Here is a 23,981-nt window from a genome sequence, read left to right as displayed (position 1 = left end):
CTCTCTCTTTAAGTGGCGCCGCGTCCTAAGCCGCGAACGCTTCGTCCAGGAATGATTTCAGCTGCGCGAGATGGCGGGACATGGTGCCCGCCGCGGTCGAGGCGGAGGCGGGTCGCCCCACATAGCGCGCGCGCTTCGACTTGCCGCCGATCTGCGTCAGCACCCATTCAAGATAGGACTCGACGAAGGACCAGGCGCCCATATTCTTGGGCTCCTCCTGGCACCAGACGACGTCGGCGTCCTTGAAACGCCCGAGCGCCGTGACGAGGCTCTTCAGCGGGAAGGGATAGAGCTGCTCGACGCGCAGCAGATAGACGTCGTCGACGCCGCGTTTCTCGCGCTCCTCGAAAAGATCGTAATAGACCTTGCCCGAACACAGGATCACCCGGCGAATCTTTTCGTCCGGCTGGAGAACGAAGGTCTCGTTCGGCGCCGTTTCTGCGTCGTCGAGCAGCAGCCGCTGAAAGCTCGACGCCATGCCCATCTCGCCGAGACGCGACACCGCCCGCTTGTGACGCAACAGCGATTTCGGCGTCATCAGCACCAGCGGCTTGCGGAAGCTTCTGTGCAACTGCCGGCGCAGGATGTGGAAGTAATTCGCCGGCGTCGTGCAATTGGCGACCTGCATATTGTCTTCGGCGCAAAGCTGCAGATAGCGCTCGAGCCGCGCCGAGGAATGTTCGGGTCCCTGGCCTTCATAGCCGTGCGGCAGCAGGCAGACGAGGCCGGACATGCGCAGCCATTTGCGCTCGGCCGAGGAAATGAACTGGTCGAACACCACCTGCGCGCCATTGGCGAAATCGCCGAACTGGGCTTCCCACAACACCAGCGCGTCGGGCTCGGCGAGCGAATAGCCATATTCGAAGCCGAGCACCGCCTCTTCCGACAACATCGAATTGACGACTTCGTAACGCCCCTGGCCGTCGGCGATGTGATTGAACGGCAGGTAGCGCGCCTCGCTCTCCTGGTCGATCAGCACGCTGTGACGCTGCGAAAAGGTGCCGCGTTCGCTGTCCTGTCCGGAGAGCCGGACATTGTAGCCCTCATAGAGCAGCGAACTCATCGCCAGCGCTTCCGCCGTCGCCCAGTCAATCGGTCCGCCATGCTCGATCGCCGCCTTGCGATTGTCGAGAAAGCGCTGGATCGTGCGATGCAGGTGAAAATCTGGCGGCGTCGAGGTGATCTTCTCGCCGATCTGCTGAAGCGTCTCCAGGGCGACGCCGGTCTGACCGCGACGCTCATTGTCGGAGAGCTGCGAGCCTGATTTTTTGCCGGCCCAGCGGCCGTCGAGCCAATCCGCCTTGTTGGGCCGATAGCTCTGGCCGGATTCGAATTCCTGATTGAGCCGCGCGCGCCATTCTTCCTTCATCCGGTCGACGTCGTCGCGCGACAGGACGCCTTCGGCGATCAGACGATCCGCGTAAATGTCGAGAGTCGTGCGGTGCGCTCTGATCTTCTTATACATCAGCGGCTGGGTGAAGCCCGGCTCGTCGCCCTCATTATGGCCGAAGCGGCGATAGCACCACATGTCGATGACGACGGGCTTTTGAAACTGCTGACGGAATTCGGCGGCGACGCGCGCCGCGAAGACGACCGCCTCGGGATCGTCGCCATTGACGTGGAGGATCGGGGCCTCGACCATCTTGGCGACGTCGGAAGGGTAGGGCGACGAGCGCGAATAACGCGGATAGGTGGTGAAGCCGATCTGATTGTTGATGATGAAGTGGATCGAGCCGCCGGTGCGATGTCCCTTCAATCCGGAAAGGCCAAAACATTCCGCGACCACGCCCTGGCCGGCGAAGGCCGCGTCGCCGTGAATGAGCAGCGGCATCACTGAGCGTCGATCGCCCTCGCCGCAATGATGCTGATCCTGCTTCGCGCGCACCTTGCCGAGCACCACCGGATCGACGATTTCGAGATGCGACGGATTGGCGGTCAGCGAGAGATGCACTTTGTTGTCGTCGAAGATTCGGTCCGACGAGGCGCCCAGATGATATTTGACGTCGCCTGAACCTTCGACTTCGTCGGGCAGGAAGGAGCCGCCCTTGAATTCATGAAACAGAGCGCGGTGCGGCTTCGCCATCACTTGCGAGAGGATATTGAGACGGCCGCGGTGCGCCATGCCGAGGACGATTTCCTGAACGCCGAGCGCGCCGCCGCGCTTGATGATCTGCTCCATCGCCGGAACGATGGCTTCGGCGCCGTCGAGGCCGAAGCGCTTGGTGCCGGTATATTTGACGTCGAGGAATTTCTCGAAGCCTTCAGCCTCGACGAGCTTATTGAGAATCGCCCGCTTGCCTTCCTGAGTGAAGACGATCTCCTTCTTCGGGCCTTCGATGCGCGCCTGCAGCCAGGCCTTCTCCTCCGGATTGGAGATGTGCATGAATTCGAAGCCGATCGTGCCGCAATAGGTGCGGCGCAGGATCGTCACCATCTCGAAGAGCGTGGCGAAGCGCATGCCCAGCACGCCATCGAGGAAGATTTTGCGCTCGTAATCCTCGTCGGTGAAACCGTAGGTCTGGGGATTGAGTTCGCCGTGATCGTGGCGCTGCTCCAGCCCGAGCGGATCGAGATTGGCGTGCAGATGGCCGCGCATGCGATAGGCGCGGATCATCATCAGCGCGCGAACCGAGTCGCGCGTCGCGCGCAATACGTCCTCGCCGGTCAGCGAGGGCGCGGCGGGAGCGGCTGGCGCTTTATCAGGCGCCGGCGCCTCGCCGACGAGCGCGCCGACCCATTCGCCGCTTTGCGGCTGCGGCCAGTCGCGGCGCGCCCAGCTCGGCCCGTCTAGCGCCGGCTTGTCCTGCGGCTTGAGGCCCATCTCGGCGAAGAAATTGCGCCAGTCGGGGCTGACCGAAGAGGGGTCGGCCTCATAGGCCGCCAGCAGGCCTTCGAGATAGCCGGCGTTGGCGCCCTGCAGAAAGGATGTCGAAGCGAGAAAATCATTTTGCGGCGAGCGTGCGCCGGCCGGCGCTGGCCCGGCGCCGCCATTGGTTTCGAAACGCGCCATCTCAATCTTTCCCAAAAGCGCCGGCGCTCAAGGGCGCCGACGACTTTCGAAGCGTCGAGCCGGCTAAGGCGGCTAGCCCTTCAACGCTTCGACCAATGTCTTTCCGAGCCTCGCAGGCGACGGCGACACTTTAATGCCCGCCGACTCCATGGCTGCGATTTTACTTTCGGCGTCGCCTTTTCCGCCCGAGACGATCGCGCCGGCATGGCCCATTCGGCGGCCGGGCGGCGCGGTGCGGCCGGCGATGAATCCCACCATCGGCTTTTTGCGGCCGCGCTTGGCCTCGTCTATCAAGAATTGGGCCGCGTCCTCCTCCGCCGACCCGCCGATTTCGCCAATCATGATGATGGACTTAGTCGCGTCGTCGGCGAGAAACAACTCCAGCACCTCAATAAAATCCGTGCCTTTGACTGGGTCTCCGCCGATGCCGACGGCGGTCGTCTGGCCCAGGCCTTCGCGGGTCGTCTGGAACACCGCCTCATAGGTGAGCGTGCCCGAGCGCGACACGACGCCGACCGACCCGCGCGAGAAAATATTGCCGGGCATGATGCCGATCTTGCTCTCGCCGGCGGTGACGACGCCGGGGCAGTTCGGACCGATGAGGCGGGACTTGGAGCCGCAGAGCGCGCGCTTGACCCGGATCATGTCCTGAACCGGAACGCCCTCGGTGATGCAGACGATCAGCGGGATTTCCGCCTCGATCGCCTCGCAGATGGCGTCGGCCGCGCCCGGCGGCGGCACATAGACGACCGAAGCGTCGGCGCCGGTCTTGTCGCGCGCCTCGGCGACCGTGTCGAAAACCGGCAAATCGAGATGGACCGAGCCGCCTTTGCCGGGAGAGACGCCGCCGACCATTTTGGTCCCGTAGTCGAGCGCCTGCACGGAATGGAAAGTGGCGGTCTTGCCGGTGAAGCCTTGGGTGATGACTTTGGTGTTTTTGTCGATCAGCACGGACATGAAGCGGAAATCCCGAAGCAAGCGAAACGGCGCGCGCGCCTTTGGATGAAGCGAGAACTTAAGAGCCGCCTCCCCGTTGTCGCCGGCGCGGAACCTATTGACAAAAGCTCAACCGCACAAGGCGGCAAAGCCCCCTGCGACAGGGGGCCGCGACCGCCCTCAGGATTTCGTCTACTGTGGTGCCGCCAATCTTTACGTTCAATGAACCAGGGCGGTCGTCTACGGGTTTTCCTGTCGGAGAAAGGTCCGCTCGGCGAGACGGGCGTCCGATCGCCGCGCATTCCATCAGCCCTGGGGAAGGCCGACATGCATTCGCTCTTCGTTCTGCCGGTCGACTATTATCTCGCGGCCTGGTTCGCGCTGACCGCTATTTGCACGCTTTATGTCGCGATCGACGGCGCCAGAAATCCAGAACCCGCCGTAATGAAATGGGGGTTCGTCCTCGTCACGCTCTATACGGGACCGTTCGGCCTTCTGCTTTACGTCCTGACCGACAAGGAGCCGCGGCCCGGCGCGCATGAGCGATTCGTGCGACCGCTGTGGAAGCAGGGGGTCGGCTCCACCATTCATTGCGTCGCCGGCGACGCGACGGGCATCATCCTCGCCGCCGTCATCGTCGCCTCGCTCGGCCTGCCGATGTGGCTCGACCTCATCATCGAATATGTCGCGGGCTTCGCCTTCGGCCTGTTCATTTTCCAGTCGCTGTTCATGAAGGAGATGATGGGCGGCTCCTATTTCGAGAATGTGCGGCGCAGCTTCTTTCCCGAATTCATCAGCATGAATTTCATGATGGCCGGCATGGCCCCAGTCATGAGCTTCCTGATGATGGGCCATGACATGCGCGCCATGGTTCCGACCGAACTCATCTTCTGGGGGGTGATGTCGATCGGCGTGATGGCCGGCTTCGCCACCGCCTATCCTTCAAATGTCTGGATGGTCGCGCAGGGCATCAAGCACGGGCTGATGACCGAGCGCGCGCGTGATGTTGGCCATGAGGGTGCAGCGCCCGAAAATGTCGCAGCGGAATCGGCGGCGCACCAGCATCACCATCACGGCGCGCATTCCGGCATGAGCGAGAGCGCCGACGCGCTTCCCGAGCACGGCCAGCAGCCGGCGCCTGGCGCGGCGCCGATGCAGATGCATATGAGGCCCGAGGCGACCTCGGCTCAGATCGCCGCCTTCAGCCTCGCGTCGCTCGTCCTTCTCGCCACCGGCATGATCGCGCCCGCCAATTGGCTGAACATGCGGCTGTCGGCGCATGATGTTGGCGGGCTGATCATGCCGCCAGGAATGACCATGTATCGCGACACGAGCGCCGCGGCGATGCGCGAAATGAGTTTCGCGGATTCGCGGCGCGTCGGCGCGCAATTTCCGATTCAAACCCGCGGCGATCGCGAATTGCCCTTCAAAATCGACGCGGGCGTCAAGGTCTTCGAACTCAAAGCGTCAGTGATCCGCTGGCGCATCCTGCCCGGCGTCGCCGTCGACGCTTACGCATACAACAATCAGATACCCGGCCCGCGCATCCATATTCGCGAAGGCGACCGGGTGCGCATTCGGGTGCGCAATGATCTGCCCGAAGCGACGACCGTTCACTGGCACGGGCTCATTCTGCCGAACGCCATGGACGGGCCGAGCGAGATCACCCAGGCGCCGATTCCGCCTGGCGGATTCTTCGACTATGAATTCACGGTCAAGCAGCACGGAACCTATTTCTACCATCCCCACGCCGAGCCGGACCGAAGTCAGGCGCTCGGCCTCTATGGCGCGCTGATTATCGATCCCGCCGACGACGCGGTGGAAATCCGCGCCGATCACGACTATGTCATCCAGCTCCAGGAATGGCTGTGGCGCGACGGCCTGACGTTTCCGGCGATGCCGATGGATGGCATGCAGCCGAATTATTTCACGATCAACGGCAAGTCCTATCCGTCAACCGAGACGGTGCGCATGAAGCTCGGCGAAACGCTGAAAGTGCGCTTCATCGGCACCAACAACGGCTTCATCCATCCGATGCATATTCACGGCGGGCCGTTCGAGGTCGTCGCGCGCGACGGCGAAACGCTCAGCAAGGGCGCGCGCTTTCTTGCCGACACGGTCAATGTCGGTCCGGGCCAGCGTTATGACGTAATCTGGAAAGCGCGGGAGAGGGGAAAGTGGCTGATCCACTGCCACATTCCCCATCACACCAGCAATGACAATACCGAGACCAAGGGCGGCGGCGGGCTAATGGCGGTCATCGAGGTGGAGTAGGCCCGCCCGCGCGCCGCTCTACTTCTGCGCCGCATAGGCCTCTTTGACGTCCTCGACCGTGCGCAGGCCGCGTTTGGGCGACATCACGAGCACCGCCATATTGCCGGGCGCGTGCTCGTTCTTCCACATCTTGGTGTGGGCGACCGGAATCTTCTCCCAGGCGAACACTTCCGACATGCAGGGGTCGACGCGCCGGTCGAGAACGAAGCGGTTGGCGGCGGACGCCTGCTTCAAATGCGCGAAATGCGAACCCTGGATGCGCTTCTGGCGCATCCACACATAGCGGGCGTCGAAGGTGAGGTTGAAGCCGGTGGTGCCGGCGCAGAACACCACCATGCCGCCGCGCTTCACCACGAGACAGGAGACCGGGAAAGTCGCTTCGCCGGGATGTTCGAAGACGATGTCGACATCCTTCTTGCCGGTAATGTCCCAGATCGCCTTGCCGAAGGCGCGGGCGTTCTTGGTCCATTCGACATATTCGGGCGTATTGACTTTCGGCAACTGCCCCCAGCACTTGAAATCCTTGCGGTTGATCACGCCCTTGGCGCCAAGCGAAAGCACGTAATCGCGCTTGCTCTCGTCCGAGATCACGCCGATGGCGTTGGCGCCAGAGGCGGCGCAGAGTTGCACCGCGAAAACCCCGAGACCGCCCGAGGCGCCCCACACCAGCACGTTGTCGCCGGGCTTCAACTGATGCGGCGAATGGCCGAACAGCATGCGGAAGGCGGTAGCCAGCGTTAAGGTATAGCAGGCCGCCTCTTCCCAGGTCAGGTGCTTGGGGCGCTCCATCAGCTGGCGGTCCTGGACGCGGCAGAACTGGGCGAAGGAGCCGTCCGGCGTCTCATAGCCCCAGATGCGCTGCGAGGGCGAGAACATCGGGTCCCCGCCATTGCATTCCTCGTCGTCCCCGTCGTCCTGGTTGCAGTGGACGACGACTTCGTCGCCGACCTTCCAGCGCTTCACCTTGGAGCCGACCGCCCAGACGACGCCGGACGCGTCGGAACCGGCGATGTGATAGGGGTTTTTGTGAACGTCGAGGGTCGACACCGGCTCGCCGAGCGAAGCCCAGACGCCATTGTAATTGACCCCGGCCGCCATCACCAGAACCAGCACGTCATGGCTGTCGAGTTCCCAGGTCGGCAAGACCTCGAGCTGCATGGCGGTTTCCGGCGGCCCATGCCGCTCCTTGCGGATCGCCCAGGCGTACATGTTCTTCGGCACATGCCCGAGCGGCGGAATTTCGCCCATCTCGTAGAGGTCTTTCTTATCGGTCAACTTTGGGATCCTCGCCTTGTCGCCCTGAGACGGGCGCACATGGCGGGAGCTTATAGACGGGGCAGGGTGAGGCGAAAAGTCCCTAACTCGACGGCGGCAATGAGCCTTCGCGTCGTCGCGCATGGAGAGCGGAAAAGTCTCGGAGGATGATTTGTTCGAGCTTTGAGCAGGAATATAGATAGCCGAATATGCCGACGCCACTGGCGTCGCCTGGCATTTTGCGCTAATGGTCATCCAGTTGGTCATGAGGGAAAAATGAGCGCCGTCACCGTTGCTGAAGCCAAGGCGCATTTGAGCGAACTCGTCGAGCGCGCGGCGAAGGGCGAAACGGTCTGCGTCACGCGTCGGGGCAGGCCGGTCGCCAAGATTGCGCCGCTGGCGGAGCCCAAGAAGCCCGTTGACGTCGCCATGTTGCGTGCGATCACTAAGGACATGCCGGGCCAGGGGGAGACCGCCGGCGAATTCATGCGCCGCTTGCGCAACGCGGAGCGTTATTGACGCTCTATCTGGACACATCGATCCTCGTTGCGGCGCTGACGAGGGAGGCGGAGACCGATCGCGTGCAGGCCTGGCTTGGCGATCGGCAAGAAGAACTGGCGATCAGCGATTGGGTGGTCACGGAATTCTCTTCCGCCCTGTCGATTAAGTTGCGCAGCCGTCAGATCGACCTTGCGCAGCGGGCGGCGGCGCTCTCCGGCTTCACCCAACTCGCCGCCGATTGCTTCGTCACGTTGCCGATCGACGCCAATCATTTTCGCGCGGCGGCGCGCTTCGCGGGCCAGCATGCGCTGGGGCTTCGGGCAGGCGACGCGCTGCATCTTGCGGTCTGCGCAGAATATGGCGCGTCACTCTGCACGCTGGACCGGCGACTTGCCGAGGCTGCGCCTTCGGTCGGGGTCGCGATGAAGCCGATCTAAGCCGCCCCCCGCCTCATCTTGTCAAAACAGGGTCATGTGCTATCGCAACGGGCGGAGGAGCCATTAAAGTGAACGACATGTCCGCCGAGAAGAGCCGCAATGCTGGCCGCGACAAGCCCTGGATGTTTCGCACCTACGCCGGCCATTCGACGGCGAGCGAATCCAATAAGCTTTACCGCTCCAATCTCGCCAAGGGACAGACCGGCCTCTCCGTCGCCTTCGATCTGCCGACCCAGACCGGCTATGACAGCGACCATATCCTGTCGCGCGGCGAAGTCGGCAAGGTCGGCGTGCCGATCTCGCATCTTGGCGACATGCGCGCGCTTTTCGAGGGCATTCCGCTCGGCGAGATGAACACCTCGATGACCATCAACGCTACCGCGGTGTGGCTGATGGCGCTCTATATCGCCGCCGCCGAGGCGCAGGGCGCGCCGCGCGCCAAGCTCCAGGGCACGACGCAAAACGACATCATCAAGGAATATCTGTCGCGCGGCTCCTATGTGTTTCCGCCGGCGCAGTCGCTACGGCTGACGCAGGACCTCATTCTCTTCACCACCAAGGAATGCCCCAAGTTCAATCCGATCAACGTCTGCTCCTACCATCTGCAGGAGGCGGGCGCGACGCCCTCGCAGGAGCTGGCTTACGCGCTCGCCACCGCTGTCGCCATTCTCGACAACGTCAAGAAGTCCGGCGAAATCTCGGATGAGGATTTCGCCCAGGTGGTCGGGCGCATCTCCTTCTTCGTCAACGCCGGCATGCGCTTCGTCACCGAACTCTGTAAAATGCGCGCCTTCGTCGAGTTGTGGGAAGAGATCACGCGCGAGCGCTACGGCGTGAAGGACGAGAAGCTCCGCCGCTTCCGTTACGGCGTGCAAGTCAATTCGCTGGGGCTGACCGAGCAGCAGCCGGAGAACAACGTCTACCGCATCTTGATCGAGATGCTCGCCGTGGTGCTCTCCAAGAACGCCCGCGCCCGCGCCGTGCAGCTTCCCGCCTGGAACGAGGCGCTCGGCCTGCCGCGGCCCTTCGACCAGCAATGGTCGCTGCGCATGCAGCAGATCATGGCCTATGAGACCGACCTTTTGGAATATGGCGACATTTTCGACGGCAATCCCGAAATCGCCCGCAAGGTCGGCGAGTTGAAGGAAGAGGCGAAAGCCGAACTCAAAAAGATCGAGGAACTCGGCGGCGCCGCCGCGGCGGTCGAGATCGGCTATATGAAATCGAAGCTCGTGGAGGCCAACACCGCGCGTCTCGAGTCGATCGAAGCCGGCGAGCAGATCGTCGTCGGCGTGAACAAATTCACCGGCGGCGAGCCGTCGCCGCTCGCCTCGGGCGACGATCAGATCATGGTCGTGCCCGAACATGTCGAGGCCGAGCAGATTTCGCGGCTGAAAGCGTGGCGCGAAAGCCGTGACCAGAAGGCGGCGAAGGCCGCGATCGAAGAACTGGCCCGCGCCGCGAAGGAAGGGCGCAATATGGTCGAGCCGTCGATCGCCGCCGCCAAGGCGGGCGTCACCACCGGGGAATGGGGCAATGTGTTGCGTGGCGTGTTCGGCGAATATCGCGCGCCGACCGGAGTGTCCTCAACCGCGCGCCAAGTCGGCGGCCAGCTCGACGCGGTGCGCGAGGAAGTCGCGCGCGTCTCGCAGAAGCTCGGCAAGCGCGCGAAATTCCTGGTCGGCAAACCGGGCCTCGACGGGCATTCGAACGGCGCCGAGCAGATCGCGGTGCGCGCCCGCGACGCCGGCTTCGACGTGATCTACGCCGGCATCCGCTCGACGCCGGCCGAACTGGTCGAGACCGCCAAGAAGGAAGGCGCGCATTGCATCGGCCTCTCCATCCTCTCAGGCTCGCATGTGACGCTCGCCCATGAAGTGATCAGATTGATGAAGCAGGAGGGCGTCGACGCGCCGCTCGTCGTCGGCGGCATTATTCCGCCCGCCGACGAAAAGCTCCTGCGCGACGCCGGCGTCGCGGCGGTCTATACGCCGAAGAATTACGACCTCAACGCGATCATGACCGACCTCGCGCATATCATCGAGAAGGCGGCGGTTTAGGGCGCGCCCACTCCCCAACTCTCCCTCGCGCTTCACGCGGGAGGGACAGGGTGGGGGTCGAGAGGCCTGCGCATCTTGGCGGCTTCGCTCCGGCGGCCTAGGCGCGTCTGCCGCATGCGCGCGCATCTCTGCCGCGCCTTGTGCAAAGCCTGATCAACCAAACGGCAAATTCGCCCGGCGCTTTCCGACGGTCGCCGCAAATTCGGCCGGTCGCTCCTGGCTTGTAAATTGCTTCTAATTCAGCGCTTCAGATCACTGGCGCTTCGATCCTACGACGGATCAAAAAGCAGCAAAGCCGCTGTGTCCGACTCTCCACATGGCTTGTGTGGAAATGTCGGTCGGCGGCTTTTGGCTTTGGGGCTCACGCTGAGTCTTTCGGATCGTCGATTGAGGCGCATTATGTCTATGCTGAACCGCAGGATTGCTCCCTTGGCGCTCTGGGTCTGTTTTTTGGCGCTCAGTTTCTGCACGACAATCAATGGCCAGAGCCAGTCGGCGCGCATGTCGTCGCACGACCGCCGGGAACAGGCGAAACCCCTTCGCCAGGAAGCCCCGCGCGGCCCGAGGGTGGTTCGCGAAAGAATCAGCATCGCCGCCGCCGGCCTCATGCGCGGTCAAGAGGTCGAAGGGCAGTTTCGTTGATCGCCGATGTTCGTCGCTTACGTCCAGAACGGCGCGAGCTTCTTTAGTCGCTTCTCGCTCGTTTCGGCATGGGCGACGCCCTGGCGCGCGGCGTGGGCGAACCAGCCGCGAATGAAGCTTGAGGCGCGCGCGGCTTCCGGCGTCAGAGAGTCGATCTGATCGAGCAGGCCGTTGGCGACCTCCATATCGTTGAAGAGGCCCAATTGATCCTGCATCTCGCCAAGCGCGTGCAAATAGGCGCGCGCGTCCTTGCGACCGTCAAACAGACTTTCGAAAAATTCCGCGCCATAGCGCGCCTTTTTGAGCGCGATGCGGACTCGATGCCGCTCATCGGCGGAAAGCGTCGCGAGGCCCTTGCTCTTTTTTAAGAGCCGTTTGCGCAGGCCGGTCAGCGCATCGGCGGCGAAGGCACGCGCCGAGCCCGGCGCGTGCGACTCAGGCGCCGCCTCCCAATCGCGGCGCGCGATCGCCAGGCGCAAATCATCGACGAAGCGCGCCGTTTCGTCGGAGGACACGGCCTCATGCGCGGCGCGATAGGCTTTCTCGCGAAGCGCTTCGAGCGCGTCGGTCAGCGCATGAAAGCTCGGATCGTCGCCGATCGCCTCGCGCGGGCCGCCGCTCAATGCGAGGCCGAAGACATCCCAATCGCGCGCCGCGCCGAGAGTGGCGGCAAGCGCCTTGGCGCGGTTGGCTGCAGTTTCGAGCGCAGGCCCGGCGACCGCCGGTCGCAGCAGGCCGATCGCCGCGCGCAGGCGGCGCAGGGCGACCCGCATCTGATGCACGCTTTCCGGCGCGCTCAATGATTGAAGAAGCGGAACATTGGCCAGAAAATGCTCAAGAGCGCCGGAGAAAATGGCAGCTGCGGCGCCTTCGAGCGCATCGTCGTGAGAAAGCTCGATCGGCTTCGCCTTGATCGACGTCGGCGCCGGAGCGTCCTGCGATTCCTCGCGCGCCTCGTCGCGCGCTGGCGAAACCTCCGGCTCTGACAAAGGCTGCATCCTGACGCTCTACTGCAAATTTACCTCAATTACATAGGAGCGGCGCGCCCCGCGTCACATTACGCGCGCCGCCGCCTCTCGCTCAAGCTCTTGATTAATACGCCCGCGCTTGCTTTATCGCGGCGCAATATTCTTCTTTGGAGCTACGCCTCATGTCGACTTGGCCAAACTACGGCAAAATCGCCGGTCCGATCGTGCTGATCGGCTTCGGCTCCATTGGCCGAGGCATTTTGCCGCTGATCGAGCGCCATTTCGAATTCGACAAGTCGCGTTTCACCGTCATCGATCCTGTCGATACGCATCGCCGCCTGCTCGATGAGCGCGGCATCGCCTTTTTGAAAGCGCGCCTCACGCCCGAGAACTACCGCGAGATTTTGACGCCGCTGCTGACCAAGGGCGGGGGCCAGGGCTTTATCGTCAATCTGTCGGTCGATGTGTCGTCGCTTGCGATCATCAAGCTCGCGCGCGAATTGAACGCGCTATGCGTCGACACGGTGGTGGAGCCGTGGCCGGGCTTCTACTTTGACAAAAACATGAGCAATGAGGCGCGCACCAATTACGCTTTGCGCGAGACGGTGCTGGAGGAACGTCGCAAAAATCCCGGCGGATCGACCGCGGTTTCCTGCGTCGGCGCCAATCCCGGCATGGTGTCCTGGTTCGTCAAACAGGCGCTGGTCAATATCGCGCGCGAGACAGGCGCGCTCGACAAGGAGCCGGAAACCCGCGCCGAATGGGGCGCTCTCGCGCAAAAGCTTGGCGTCAAAGGCATTCACATCGCCGAACGCGACACCCAGCGCGCGCGCCAGCCGAAGCCGCGCAACGTCTTCGTCAACACCTGGTCGGTCGAAGGCTTCGTCTCCGAGGGCATGCAGCCCGCCGAACTCGGCTGGGGCACGCATGAAATGGCGCTGCCCGACATCGGCCGCACGCATCCCGCCGGTTGCGGCGCGGCGATCTATCTGCTGTCGCCCGGCGCCAATACCCGCGTGCGCTCCTGGTGTCCGACGCCCGGCGCGCAGTACGGCTTTCTCGTCACCCATAATGAGTCGATTTCGATCGCCGATTATTTAACGCTGCGCGATGGTTCGGGGCAGGCGGTCTATCGGCCGACCTGTCACTATGCCTATCATCCGGCGGACGACGCCGTGCTGTCGCTGCACGAAATGTTCGGCGCCGCCGGCAAGATGCAGGCGAGCTGGCAGATTCTCGACGAGCATGAAATCGTCGATGGAATCGACGAACTCGGCGTGCTGGTCTACGGCCATTCGAAAAACGCCTATTGGTACGGCTCGCAGCTTTCGATCGAGGAGACTCGCGACCTCGCGCCTTATCAGAACGCCACCGGCCTGCAGGTGAGTTCGGCGGCGCTCGCCGGCATGGTCTGGGCGCTGGAGAATCCGCAAGCCGGCATCGTCGAGGCCGACGAAGTCGACTATAAGCGCTGCCTCGAGGTGCAGCTTCCCTATCTCGGCCCGGTGAAGGGCTATTACACCGATTGGACGCCGCTCGACGGGCGTCCGGGCCTGTTCCCGGAAGACATCGACGAGAGCGATCCCTGGCAGTTCAAGAATATTCTGGTGCGGTGAGCGCGCCAGAATCGCCAATAAAATGCGCCGCTCGCGGGAGCGGCGCATTTTATCGGCGGCGCCACAATTTTGATCTATGAATTCATTGCCGCATTTAGCATCTGGTTTGCGACGGATCGGACTTACAAATGCGCCTCACCGTAAGAAGAGCGTCATGCGCTTGCGGGCGCGTTCAATGCGAAGCCATTGGCGAACCGATCCTGGGCGCCGTTTGCTATTGCAAGGATTGCCAGGAAGGCGGTCGCCGGGTCGAAGCGGCGCCGAACGCCGCGCCGAGCTACCAATGATATCCCGCTAAACTTTTCTGGCGGCTGATGGCGGCGCGCGCCGCGATGCTCTTTGGCCGATGACCCGTTCTCGGGGAAAGGCCGACAGCCGCGCCGATCCCATGAATTGATATCGACGTCGCTTTGTCGCGCTCTTGCGCGCGCCAAAAATGTTCTATATATGTTCTTTATTCGCCTTCTGTTCACCCTCGGCTGCTCGAGCCGAAAGGAAGCGGCGAGTCCCCGATGCGTCCGGCGTCGCGCCGGATGAGTGGCGTTGCGTTGTAGTCGGGAGGCCGCGTCGAAATTTCGCATCTCGGCGCGGCCCTCTCTTGTTCCTGCTCAAAAAGTCGGAGTCTGCAATGGGTCGCGTAGCTGATGTTTCATCGGCGGCGCTCGGGCGTCAGATCGGCCAATTCGGCCAGGCGAGCGTCGGCGCGTTCGTCGACGCCGAGCGTCGGCGCGGGCGCGGGGCGCTGTCGAAGCGCAGCGGGCGTTTCGAGAAGGAGACGCGCGAGGAGGCCGACGACGGTTGGGGGTCGTTGGAGCGCCTCGAAGCGCTCGGGACCAATTTCCACGTCGAGAGGCCGCGCACGATCATCACCAGGAATGAGTCGCCCGACATTTCCTTCGACCGGTCGATCAATCCCTATCGCGGCTGCGAGCATGGCTGCGTCTATTGTTACGCGCGGCCGACGCACGCCTATATGGGCTATTCGCCAGGACTCGATTTCGAGACCGAGATTTTCGTCAAGGAAGGCGCGGCGCAGCTGCTCGAACGCGAATTGTCGGCGCCGGGCTATGCGCCGAAGATGATCGCGATCGGCACCAACACTGACCCGTATCAGCCGGCCGAGAAGAGCCATCGAATCATGCGCTCGATTCTCGAAGTGCTGGCGCGCGCCAATCATCCGGTGGGGATCGTTACGAAGTCGGCGCTAGTGCTGCGCGATCTCGATCTCCTCGCGCCGATGGCGGAAAAGGGTCTGGCGAAGGTGGCGATTTCGGTGACGACGCTCGACCGCAGGCTGGCGCGTCGCATGGAGCCGCGCGCTGCGACGCCGGAACTGCGGATCGAGACCATCGAAAAGCTCAGCGCCGCCGGCGTGCCGACGGCGGTGATGACGGCGCCGCTCATCCCTTCGATCAATGACGATGAGATCGAGAAGATTTTGACGCGGGCCCATGCCGCCGGCGCGCGCGAGGCCGGCTATGTGCTGCTGCGCCTGCCGCTCGAATTGCGCGATCTTTTCACCGAATGGCTGGTCGCGAATTTCCCCGATCGGGCGCGGCGCGCGCTGATGCTGATGCGTTCGGCGCGCGACGGCAAACTTTATGAGTCCGCCTTCGGAACCCGCATGAAAGGCGAGGGGCCCTATGCCTGGATGATCGGCCGGCGCTTTGAAGTGGCGGCCGCGCGGATCGGCTTCGGGCAGAAAACGAAGTTGCGGACCGATCTCTTCGAGCCGCCGCGCCGCGCCCCGCGACAACTCAGCCTGTTCTAAGCGGATTTTTCTCGCGCGCGGCGCGGCGCGCGCGGCTTGTCGCAGCTCGCCGTCTGGGCTTTATTCGCCGCGCGGCTGCCGCGCTTGATCGCGCAGGACCGCCAGCCATTCGCTCGGGGAGCCTTCGTGACGGTCAGCGGGGTCAGTTTTCGGCTCGAGGGCCAGCTGCGGCGCAAGGGCGTCTGGCCGATCGCCGGTGTCGACGAGGTCGGGCGCGGGCCGCTCGCGGGGCCGGTCGCGGCGGCGGCGGTGATTCTCGATCCCGACCGGCGGCCGCGCGGCCTCGATGATTCCAAGGCGCTGAACCCGGCGCAGCGGGAAGAAGCCTTCGAGCGGATCATGGCCAGCGCGCTCGCGGTCAGCGTCGCCTTCGTCACCGCCGCCGAAATCGATCGCATCAATATTCGCCGAGCCTCTCTCGCCGCCATGGCCCGCGCCGTCGCCGGCCTTGCTCATCGGCCGGCCTATCTCCTCGTCGACGGCAATGACCGGCCGCCGGTCGACTGCCCCTGCCAGATGATCGTCAAGGGCGACGCCACGGCGATCTCCATCGCCGCCGCCTCGATCGTCGCCAAGGTGGCGCGTGACGCCATGATGCGCCGTCTTGCGACGCATTATCCGCAATATGGTTTCGAGACCAACGCCGGCTACGCCGTGCGGCATCACCTCGACGCGCTGGCGCGCTACGGCGTAAGCCCGGCGCATCGGGTGAGTTTCGCGCCGGTGCGCGAGGCGTGAGCGTCCTGGAAAGGTTTTGCTAAGATTTTTACTTCCTTAAGACTTCCGTTCGAAAAAGAGACGTAGGTGGTTCCCGGCTCTAAACGTGGCTTTTACCTCCCTCATCCACTATCGCGCCTGTCAGTTGCGTAGATGGTGTGGAGTTCATGCGTAGCGCGCGCGTCGGAGCGGCTCGTCTCAAAGCCCGAATTCAGGTCACGCGTATCGGGCGAACCAGCGAAAGGCCGCTCCGCGCGACGGCGCGTAATGAAATCCTCGCCGGCGACTGCGTGCCGTTGATGGAGCGCATGGCGGACGAGAGCGTCGATCTTATCTTCGCCGATCCGCCCTATAATCTTCAGCTCGCCAATCCTCTGCATCGGCCCGACCAAAGTCTGGTCGACGCGGTTGACAACGACTGGGACAAATTCGCCAGCTTCGCCGCCTATGACGCCTTCACGCGCGACTGGCTCAAGGAAGCGCGCCGGCTGATGAAGCCCACGGCGACGATTTTCGTCATCGGCTCCTATCACAACATTTTCCGCGTCGGCGCGATCATGCAGGATCTCGGGTTCTGGATCCTCAACGACATCGTCTGGCGCAAGAACAATCCGATGCCGAATTTTCGTGGCCGGCGCTTCACCAATGCCCATGAGACGATGATCTGGGCCGCGCGAGATCAACGCGCCAAGAATTACACCTTCAATTATGAGGCGCTGAAGGCGGCGAATGAAGATTGCCAGATGCGCTCCGACTGGCTGCTGCCGATCTGCAGCGGGTCCGAGCGCCTCAAGGACGGCACCGGCCGCAAGACCCATCCGACGCAAAAGCCCGAGGCGCTGCTCGCGCGCGTCATTCTTGCAGCTTCGAAGCCCGGCGATCTGGTGCTCGATCCGTTCTTTGGAACGGGCACCACCGGCGCGGTCGCTAAGCGCCTGGGCCGCGACTGGCTCGGCATCGAGCGCGACGACGATTATCACGCCGCGGCGCATGCGCGGATCGCCGCGGTCGAACCCTTGCCGCATGACGCGATCGCGACCGCGCCGTCAAAACGCGCCGAGCCGCGCATCGCCTTCGCGAGCCTCGTCGAAGCCGGGCTCGTCGCGCCGGGCGCAACCCTCGTCGACGCCAAGCGGCGCCATCGCGCGGTGGTGCGCGCCGACGGCGCGCTGTCGCTTTCCGGCTTCGTCGGATCAATCCACAAGACCGGCGCGCTGGCGCAGGGCCTGCCGGCCTGCAATGGCTGGACCTTCTGGCATTATGAAGAAAGAGGCGCGCTCGCGCCGATCGACGATTTGCGGGCGACGGCGCGGGCGCGACTCAAAGTCGCGGCGGAGTAATAACCCTCTCCCACGCAAGTCGAGCTTGCTCGACTTGCGATTAACAATACTGAAGTCGGCAACAGCCGACTTCAGACCGGAGAGGGTCGGACCGAACGTCCGGGGTGAGGGGCAAGATTCTAGGGCTTTATCCTCGCACCGACGATCGGCGCCGCAACCCCTCGCCCGGCTCGCTTCGCTCGCTACCCTCTCCCTATGGGGAGAGGGTTACGCGCTATGCCAAAAAGCCCGCGTAAAACCCGACCAGCAGCACGATGCCGATGAAGGCGCGATAAACGACGAAGGGCCAGGCGGAGAAGCGCTCAAGAATCCGCAGCAGGCCCCAGATCGCGACGAAGGCGGAGAGCGAGGCGACGAAAAGTCCGAGCGTCAGCACCGCCCAGCCATGGAAATCAAGCTGCGCCTTATGCAGCTCCCACAATTCCTTCAAGCCCGCGAGGGCGATCGTCGGGATGCCGAGCAGAAAGGAGAAGCGCGCCGCCTCCTCGCGTTTGAGATCGAGGAAAAGCGCCGCGGTCAGCGTCGAGCCGGAGCGCGAGACGCCTGGAATCAGCGCGCCGACCTGCGCGAAACCGACGATCATCGCGTCCTTCAGCGTGACATGTTCGAGCGTGCGCTTGTGATTGCAATAGAGTTCGGCGATGGCGAGCAGCGCCGCCATCACGATGCAGGCAATGCCGATCACCGGCAGCGTCCGCAATGGCGAACCGCAAGTGTTCAGCGTATGCGACAGAGCGACCCCGGCGACGCCGATCGGGACGGTCGCGAGCGCGATCCAGACGACGAAGCGGAAGGTCCAGTCGCTGAAATCGCGCCGCACGAGCGCGCGCAGCGAGCCCTCGGCGAGCGCCCGGATGTCGCTCCAGAAATAGCTAACGACGGCGGCGAGCGCCGCGAGCTGCATCGCGGCCGAGAACGCCGAGCCGGGGTCCTTCCAGCCCAAGAGCGCCGGCACGATGCGCATATGCGCGGTCGAGGAGATCGGCAGAAGTTCAGTGATGCCCTGCACCACGCCGAGAACGGCGACTTTCATATAGCCGAGATCGACGAAACCCGTATCGAGCCCATTGGTGCAAGCGGTCGCCATGGAGGCCTCGTTTTATTAGCTGCCCCGCGACGAATCACGAAGGCGCCGATCGTCCCGACTTCTGTCAAACAAGGCGGTCGCGATCAAGGCGAGCGGCTGGCAAGGAGATGAAGGCGCGGGGCGTCTCAGGCTCCGCCCGCCAAGGTCTCGCTAAGATCGTTTGAATCGCGCGCGATCAGCGAAACAGGGCGGCGGTCTTGAGCAGCGTCATCCATACGCCCCAGGCGAGAGGGCCGCCGACGGCGGCCCAGGCAAGAAAAAGCTGCAGCGATCGGCCATTCGAACCGGGCTCCGGGCGTGCGACGGTCGGCGGATCGGCCGGCGCGACGGGCTCCAGCCCCTCTTCGACGAAATCCTCGAAATCTGCGTGAACATCGTCGTCTTCCTTGACGACTTCGGCGACGGTGATGTGCTTTTGCGCCGCGACTTCTTCATCGCTCATGAAATATTTCTCGGCGCATGGCCGCACCAGAAGATTGCAAACGAGGCCGCAGAGCAGCAGGCCCGCAAGCACATACATGGTCTGATTATAGGCGGCCTCGCGCGCGACGCCGTGCGCAAGCTGATATTCGCGGATGTAATTGACCAGCACCGGCCCGAGCACGCCCGCCGTCGACCATGCGGTCAGGAGCCGGCCATGGATGGCGCCGACGTGATGCGTGCCGAAAATATCGGCGAGATAGGCGGGAATTGTCGCGAAGCCGCCGCCATACATGGTGATGATGACCGCGAAGAGCAGAACGAAGACGCCGACCATGCCGCCCTTCGCCGCGAAGGGTATCGCCGAATAGAGAGCGAGCCCCAGGACGAAGAAGATCGCATAGGTCGCTTTTCGGCCGAAGGCGTCGGAGGCCGAGGCCCAGCCGATGCGCCCGCCGATGTTGCAGAGGCTCAACAGGCCGGTGAAGCCGGCCGCGATCGCCGCGATTTGCTTTTTCTGATCGGCGCCGAGCTGATCGAAACTGATGTCGAGGCCGATCAGCCGGCCGCCGAACACTTCCTGCAGCATCGGCGAGGCCATGCCCAGCACCCCGATGCCGGCCGAAACATTGAGGCACAGGACGCCCCAGAGCAGCCAGAACTGCGGCGTCCTCCATGCGACGTCGAGATGGACGTGGCGGTGCGTCACCAGCGCGTTCCTGGCCGCCGTCGGCGGCGTGAAGGCTTCGGGCTTCCAACCCTCGGCCGGCACCCGGTAGCCGAGCGCGCCGGCGACCATGAAGGCGAAATAGATCGCCGCCAGCGTGACGAAGGTCTGCCAGACGCCGGGCGAAGTGGGCGTGGCATAGAAGCCCATCAGCCGGTCGGCGAGCGGCGCGCCGATCATCGCGCCGCCGCCAAAACCCATGATGGCGAGACCGGTCGCCAGGCCGCGCCGGTCGGGGAACCATTTGATCAGCGTCGAGACCGGCGAGATGTATCCGAGCCCGAGACCAATGCCGCCGATCACGCCGGACCCGATCCACAGCAATGAGATTTGATGGACGTAAACGCCGAACGCTGAAATGAGCAGGCCGCCGCACCAGCAGCAGGCCGCCGCGAGCCCCGCTTTGCGGGGGCCGGCCGTCTCCAGCCAATGGCCGAAGACCGCCGCCGACGAGCCCAGGAAGACGAAGAACAGCGTGAACGTCCAGCCGAGCCAGCTGATCTTCCAGTCGCAGTCGGTGGCGACAAGCGTTGCGAAAAACCCGAGCGATTCGGCGCATTCCTTGGGCTGCGCGCCGCCGACCACACGCGACAGCGGCAGCCAGAAGACTGAGAAGCCATAGGCCATGCCGATGCAGAGATGAATGGCGAGCGCGGCGGGCGGAACCAGCCAGCGATTGAAGACGGGCGAGGCGACGGTGCGCGCGCGAGACAGGAAATCGGCGCTGCCGGCGGATGCGATCGACATCAAATTTCCAGTGCTAGTTGATTTCTAGAATGCCGCGCGCGTCGGGCGCTGGACGCGCCCGCACTGTCGGTCGGCGGTTTGTCGCAAGTCCAATGCCATTACCCAATAAAGGTGGAACTCTTGCGACATGAAAACTTCCCGGGGGCGTTCGGCTGCGAAGATGGCGGCGGATATGAAACTTTTGGGCGCGTTCGGGGACCAATTACTGCGCATCCTTGGCGCCCGGCTTCAATGCGGTCACCAAAGTGTCCACGCCATCGCGGAATTCGACCGTGACCGGGGTGAAACCCGCCGCGCGCAGCTGTTCGAGCGCCGGCTCGAAATACATGATGCGCCGTGGCGATTCGTCGCTCAGCAAATGCACGACCCAGTCTTCGAGCAGATCGAGCCGGTTCATCTCGGTAAAGATTTTGAACCATCCGCGCACAATCGCTTGCGTATCGGCGAGATGCGCCGCCGGGTCGTCCATGGCGAAGCGGTCGCCGTTGACGAACAGGCCCCCGGGCTTCAGCGCGCGGAAAATCTGCGATACGACAGCGTCACGGTAATCGTCAGCGAAGTTATGGATCGCGTAATTCGAAATGACGACGTCGATGCTGGCGTCGGGCAAGGCGCGCAATGACGCGAGCGCATCGGCTTCGATGAATTTGACCCGGCCCGCAGCAGCGTAATCGGCGAGGTTGACGCGCGCCTGAGCGAGCATTTCGCCAGCGCTGTCGACCGCGGTGAGCTCGAGGACATCGCATGCGGAAAGCGCCGCCAGCGTGCTGATGCCGGTGCCGCAGCCGATCTCGAATCCCTCGATCGGACCTGCGCCGCGACGCCATTGCGCGACCTCTTCTCCGACCATCTTGGCGAGCACGGCAGCGTTTGGACACAGGCGCCGCAGCACGTCATATTCGGCGCCGATCGGCCCGGTGAAAGGATTATCTTGCAAGGCGGACATGACGGCCGTTCTTCCATATCGCGCAAGGGCCTGCAAGGCCGCTTCTTTCCTTGCCGGCGACGCCATGATAGCGAGACGCGAGCACTTGCCGAGAGACGGCCATGACGCAGGCATTACGCAACGAGACGCGAGCGGGCGCGGACGCGGCGTTGAGCGACTGGCTCAGCGCGCTAGGACGCGCCGTGCGCTCGGCGGCGCGCGCCGTCGCGCTTGCGTCGAGCGACGCCAAGAATAAGGCGCTGCGTGAAGCCGCCGGTGAAATAAGGCGCCAAAGCGGCGCGCTGCTCGCCGCCAATGCGCTTGACGTCGCCGACGCCAAGGCGCGCGGGACGGCGGCGTCCTTTCTTGATCGGCTGACGCTCGATCCGGCGCGGGTCGAGGCGATTGCCCGGGGATTGGAGGAGATCGCCGATCTGCCCGACCCGGTCGGGCGCGTTCTGGCCAGCTTCGAACGGCCGAACGGCTTGAAGATTGAGCGCGTATCGACGCCGCTCGGGGTCATTGGGGTGATTTACGAAAGCCGGCCCAATGTCACCGCCGACGCCGGCGGCCTGTGTCTCAAGGCCGGCAACGCCGCGATCCTGCGCGGCGGCTCGGAAAGCCTGCGCTCGTCGGCCGCGATTCACGCCTGCCTTGCCGTGGGGTTGAAGGCGGCGGGCCTGCCCGAAGCGGCGATCTCGCTCGTCGCGACGCCGGATCGCGCCGCGGTCGGCGCGATGCTCGCCGGGCTTGACGGCAATATTGACGTGATTGTGCCGCGCGGCGGCAAGAGTCTCGTCGCCCGCGTGCAGCATGAGGCGCGCGTGCCGGTCTTCGCGCATCTCGAAGGCATCGTGCATGTCTTCGTGCACAAGGACGCCGATCTCGACATGGCGAAGCGCGTGCTGCTCAACGCCAAGATGCGGCGCACCGGCATTTGCGGCGCGGCGGAGACGCTTCTCGTCGACAAGGCCTGCGCCGCGACGCATCTTGCGCCGCTCGTCTCGATGCTGATCGATTCAGGCTGCGAAGTGCGCGGCGACGAAGCGACGCAAGCCGCCGATGCGCGGGCGAAGCCGGCGAGCGAAGACGACTGGCGCGCCGAATATCTCGACGCGATCATCGCCGCGCGGGTCGTCGACGGGCTGGAGGGCGCGATCGATCATATCGAGACCTATGGCTCGCATCACACCGACTGCATCATCACGCGTGACGCGGACGCGGCGCGGCGATTCATGGATGAAGTCGATTCGGCGATCGTGCTGCATAACGCCTCGACGCAATTCGCCGACGGCGGCGAATTCGGCTTCGGCGCCGAGATCGGCATCGCCACGGGCCGCATGCATGCGCGCGGCCCGGTGGGGGTGGAGCAACTCACGTCATTCAAATATCGCGTCCATGGCGACGGCCAGGTGCGGGGGTGAATGGTATTTCGATGCGTGGGGTCGGCCACGGATGTCATTCCCGGCAGGCCGGAGGCCTGACCGGGAATCCAGAGACAATTCAAGAATGCTGTTTTGGTTCTGGATTCCCGATCGCGCGTGTGGCGCGCGTCGGGAATGACTTCCTTGCTGTGCAACTGGTTGCGGCATGACGCAGCCTTTCCCGCGCCTCCCGCCCCATGCGCCGGGCATGCGCATCGGCCTTTTCGGCGGCTCTTTCGATCCGCCGCATGACGGCCATGCGCTCGTTTCGCGCATTGCGCTGACGCGGCTGAAGCTCGATCGCCTATGGTGGGTCGTCTCGCCGGGCAATCCGCTCAAGGATGCCAGCGAGCTGCCGTCGATCGACGCGCGGATCGCGGCGGCGAAAAAACTCCTGCGCGATCCGCGGGTCGCCTTCACCGGATTCGAAGCCGCGATAGGCGCGCGATTCACCTGCGACACGATCGACTATCTTCACGCGCATTGTCCCGGCGTGCGCTTCGTCTGGATCATGGGCGCCGACAATCTCCTGCAGTTCCATCGCTGGCTGCGATGGCAGGACATTGCGCGCACGACGCCGATCGCCGTGATCGACCGCCCGGGCGCGACGCTCAAAGCGGCGAACGCCAAGGCCGCGGTCTTCTTTAAGGATGCGCGGCTGCCCGAGAGCAAAGCCGCCATGTTCGCCGTTACGCCGCCGCCAGCGATCATTTATCTGCACGGACCAAGACTCGAGCGCTCTTCGACCGAGTTGCGTCAGAGCTACTTGCGTTCGAACAGCGGCAGTATCCAGCGCTTATAAGCCCAGAAGCTCGCCGGTATGCCGATGAAGATCGCGACCCAGAGCAGCAGCGAACTGTCCGAGCCGCGTTCGTAAAAGCCCGTGCCTTCCGAGACCGACTGCGTATAGGGATTGCGCACGAAGAGCGTGATCGCGAATGAGCCGATGACGATCAGCGCCGTGGCGATATAGAGGCTGCGCGGAATGACGAACTGCGGCGCCTGCGGCTGCGCCGGCGCATCTTCAGTTTTGGGCGAGGGGTTTTCCTGCGGCTCGTCCTGAGGCTTGCCCTCGTCCTGCGGTTCTTCGGTCATGGGCTTCTCTCCAGATATTTTGTGCTTGGC

18 protein-coding genes are annotated in these 23,981 nt (G+C 63.8%); 10 read left to right on the top strand and 8 right to left on the bottom strand.

All coding sequences use genetic code 11. The features are described from left to right. Positions 1–25: 25 nt before the first annotated feature. Positions 26–3,010, bottom strand: a complete 2,985-nt coding sequence (locus U1E20_RS09920; protein ID WP_409980444.1) for a 2-oxoglutarate dehydrogenase E1 component — start codon at positions 3,008–3,010, stop codon at positions 26–28. Positions 3,011–3,082: 72 nt separating this feature from the next. Then, positions 3,083–3,967 carry a succinate--CoA ligase subunit alpha gene (gene sucD, locus U1E20_RS09915; RefSeq protein ID WP_409980443.1) on the bottom strand — a complete coding sequence of 295 codons (885 nt, stop codon included), beginning with the start codon at positions 3,965–3,967 and terminating at the stop codon, positions 3,083–3,085. Positions 3,968–4,273: 306 nt separating this feature from the next. Between sucD and U1E20_RS09910 the strand changes: the two genes are divergently transcribed. Further along, positions 4,274–6,220: a DUF4396 domain-containing protein gene (locus U1E20_RS09910; protein ID WP_409980442.1), complete on the top strand. Its 1,947-nt coding sequence runs from the start codon at positions 4,274–4,276 to the stop codon at positions 6,218–6,220. 18 nt (positions 6,221–6,238) lie between these two features. Here U1E20_RS09910 and ccrA read toward each other — a convergent pair whose 3' ends face one another. Then, a complete protein-coding gene (gene ccrA, locus U1E20_RS09905) occupies positions 6,239–7,468 on the bottom strand; it encodes a crotonyl-CoA carboxylase/reductase (RefSeq protein WP_409980805.1) in 1,230 nt (409 codons plus the stop codon). A 282-nt stretch (positions 7,469–7,750) separates the two neighbouring features. Between ccrA and U1E20_RS09900 the strand changes: the two genes are divergently transcribed. The 3 genes from U1E20_RS09900 to U1E20_RS09890 all read left to right on the top strand — a co-directional run bounded on the left by U1E20_RS09900 (position 7,751) and on the right by U1E20_RS09890 (position 10,472). Next, positions 7,751–7,993: a type II toxin-antitoxin system Phd/YefM family antitoxin gene (locus U1E20_RS09900; RefSeq protein ID WP_409980441.1), complete on the top strand. Its 243-nt coding sequence runs from the start codon at positions 7,751–7,753 to the stop codon at positions 7,991–7,993. After that, positions 7,990–8,412, top strand: coding sequence for a type II toxin-antitoxin system VapC family toxin (locus tag U1E20_RS09895; RefSeq protein WP_409980440.1), 423 nt, complete (start codon positions 7,990–7,992; stop codon positions 8,410–8,412). Before U1E20_RS09900 ends, U1E20_RS09895 begins: the two co-directional genes overlap by 4 nt. 77 nt (positions 8,413–8,489) lie before the next feature. After that, positions 8,490–10,472, top strand: a complete 1,983-nt coding sequence (locus U1E20_RS09890; protein WP_409980804.1) for a protein meaA — start codon at positions 8,490–8,492, stop codon at positions 10,470–10,472. Positions 10,473–11,131: 659 nt separating this feature from the next. Here the strand turns inward: U1E20_RS09890 and U1E20_RS09885 are convergent. Continuing rightward, entirely contained in the window at positions 11,132–12,112 is a 981-nt protein-coding gene (locus U1E20_RS09885) for a CHAD domain-containing protein (protein WP_409980439.1), read from the bottom strand. 152 nt (positions 12,113–12,264) lie between these two features. On the opposite strand from U1E20_RS09885, the gene U1E20_RS09880 reads away from it, so the two are divergent. The 4 genes from U1E20_RS09880 to U1E20_RS09865 all read left to right on the top strand — a co-directional run bounded on the left by U1E20_RS09880 (position 12,265) and on the right by U1E20_RS09865 (position 17,526). Next, on the top strand, positions 12,265–13,698 hold the full coding sequence (locus U1E20_RS09880) for a homospermidine synthase (protein WP_409980438.1): 1,434 nt from the start codon (positions 12,265–12,267) through the stop codon (positions 13,696–13,698). 628 nt (positions 13,699–14,326) lie between these two features. Then, entirely contained in the window at positions 14,327–15,469 is a 1,143-nt protein-coding gene (locus tag U1E20_RS09875) for a PA0069 family radical SAM protein (RefSeq protein WP_409980437.1), read from the top strand. An 87-nt stretch (positions 15,470–15,556) separates the two neighbouring features. Further along, positions 15,557–16,207 carry a ribonuclease HII gene (locus U1E20_RS09870; RefSeq protein WP_409980803.1) on the top strand — a complete coding sequence of 217 codons (651 nt, stop codon included), beginning with the start codon at positions 15,557–15,559 and terminating at the stop codon, positions 16,205–16,207. Between the two features lie 146 nt (positions 16,208–16,353). Further along, entirely contained in the window at positions 16,354–17,526 is a 1,173-nt protein-coding gene (locus U1E20_RS09865) for a site-specific DNA-methyltransferase (protein ID WP_409980436.1), read from the top strand. 214 nt (positions 17,527–17,740) lie between these two features. Here U1E20_RS09865 and uppP read toward each other — a convergent pair whose 3' ends face one another. From uppP to U1E20_RS09850, 3 genes are all read right to left on the bottom strand, one after another. Further along, positions 17,741–18,613 (bottom strand): undecaprenyl-diphosphatase UppP, encoded by an 873-nt coding sequence (uppP, locus tag U1E20_RS09860; RefSeq protein WP_409980435.1) that lies wholly within the window; start codon positions 18,611–18,613, stop codon positions 17,741–17,743. Positions 18,614–18,788: 175 nt separating this feature from the next. Beyond that, a complete protein-coding gene (locus tag U1E20_RS09855) occupies positions 18,789–20,507 on the bottom strand; it encodes an OFA family MFS transporter (RefSeq protein WP_409980434.1) in 1,719 nt (572 codons plus the stop codon). A gap of 202 nt (positions 20,508–20,709) precedes the next feature. Next, entirely contained in the window at positions 20,710–21,453 is a 744-nt protein-coding gene (locus tag U1E20_RS09850) for a class I SAM-dependent methyltransferase (RefSeq protein ID WP_409980433.1), read from the bottom strand. 101 nt (positions 21,454–21,554) lie between these two features. On the opposite strand from U1E20_RS09850, the gene U1E20_RS09845 reads away from it, so the two are divergent. Beyond that, positions 21,555–22,856, top strand: a complete 1,302-nt coding sequence (locus U1E20_RS09845) for a glutamate-5-semialdehyde dehydrogenase (RefSeq protein ID WP_409980432.1) — start codon at positions 21,555–21,557, stop codon at positions 22,854–22,856. A gap of 166 nt (positions 22,857–23,022) precedes the next feature. Beyond that, complete coding sequence (locus U1E20_RS09840; RefSeq protein WP_409980431.1) at positions 23,023–23,658, top strand: nicotinate-nucleotide adenylyltransferase; 636 nt, start codon at positions 23,023–23,025, stop codon at positions 23,656–23,658. Here U1E20_RS09840 and U1E20_RS09835 read toward each other — a convergent pair. Continuing rightward, on the bottom strand, positions 23,619–23,951 hold the full coding sequence (locus tag U1E20_RS09835; protein ID WP_409980430.1) for a hypothetical protein: 333 nt from the start codon (positions 23,949–23,951) through the stop codon (positions 23,619–23,621). The two genes, U1E20_RS09840 and U1E20_RS09835, sit on opposite strands and share 40 nt — an antisense overlap. Positions 23,952–23,981: the final 30 nt, after the last annotated feature.

This window comes from Methylocystis sp., assembly GCF_046349115.1.
GTDB lineage: Bacteria > Pseudomonadota > Alphaproteobacteria > Rhizobiales > Beijerinckiaceae > Methylocystis.
Note: the sequence above shows the minus strand (reverse complement) of the source record. Positions and strands in the feature narration are given on the sequence as shown.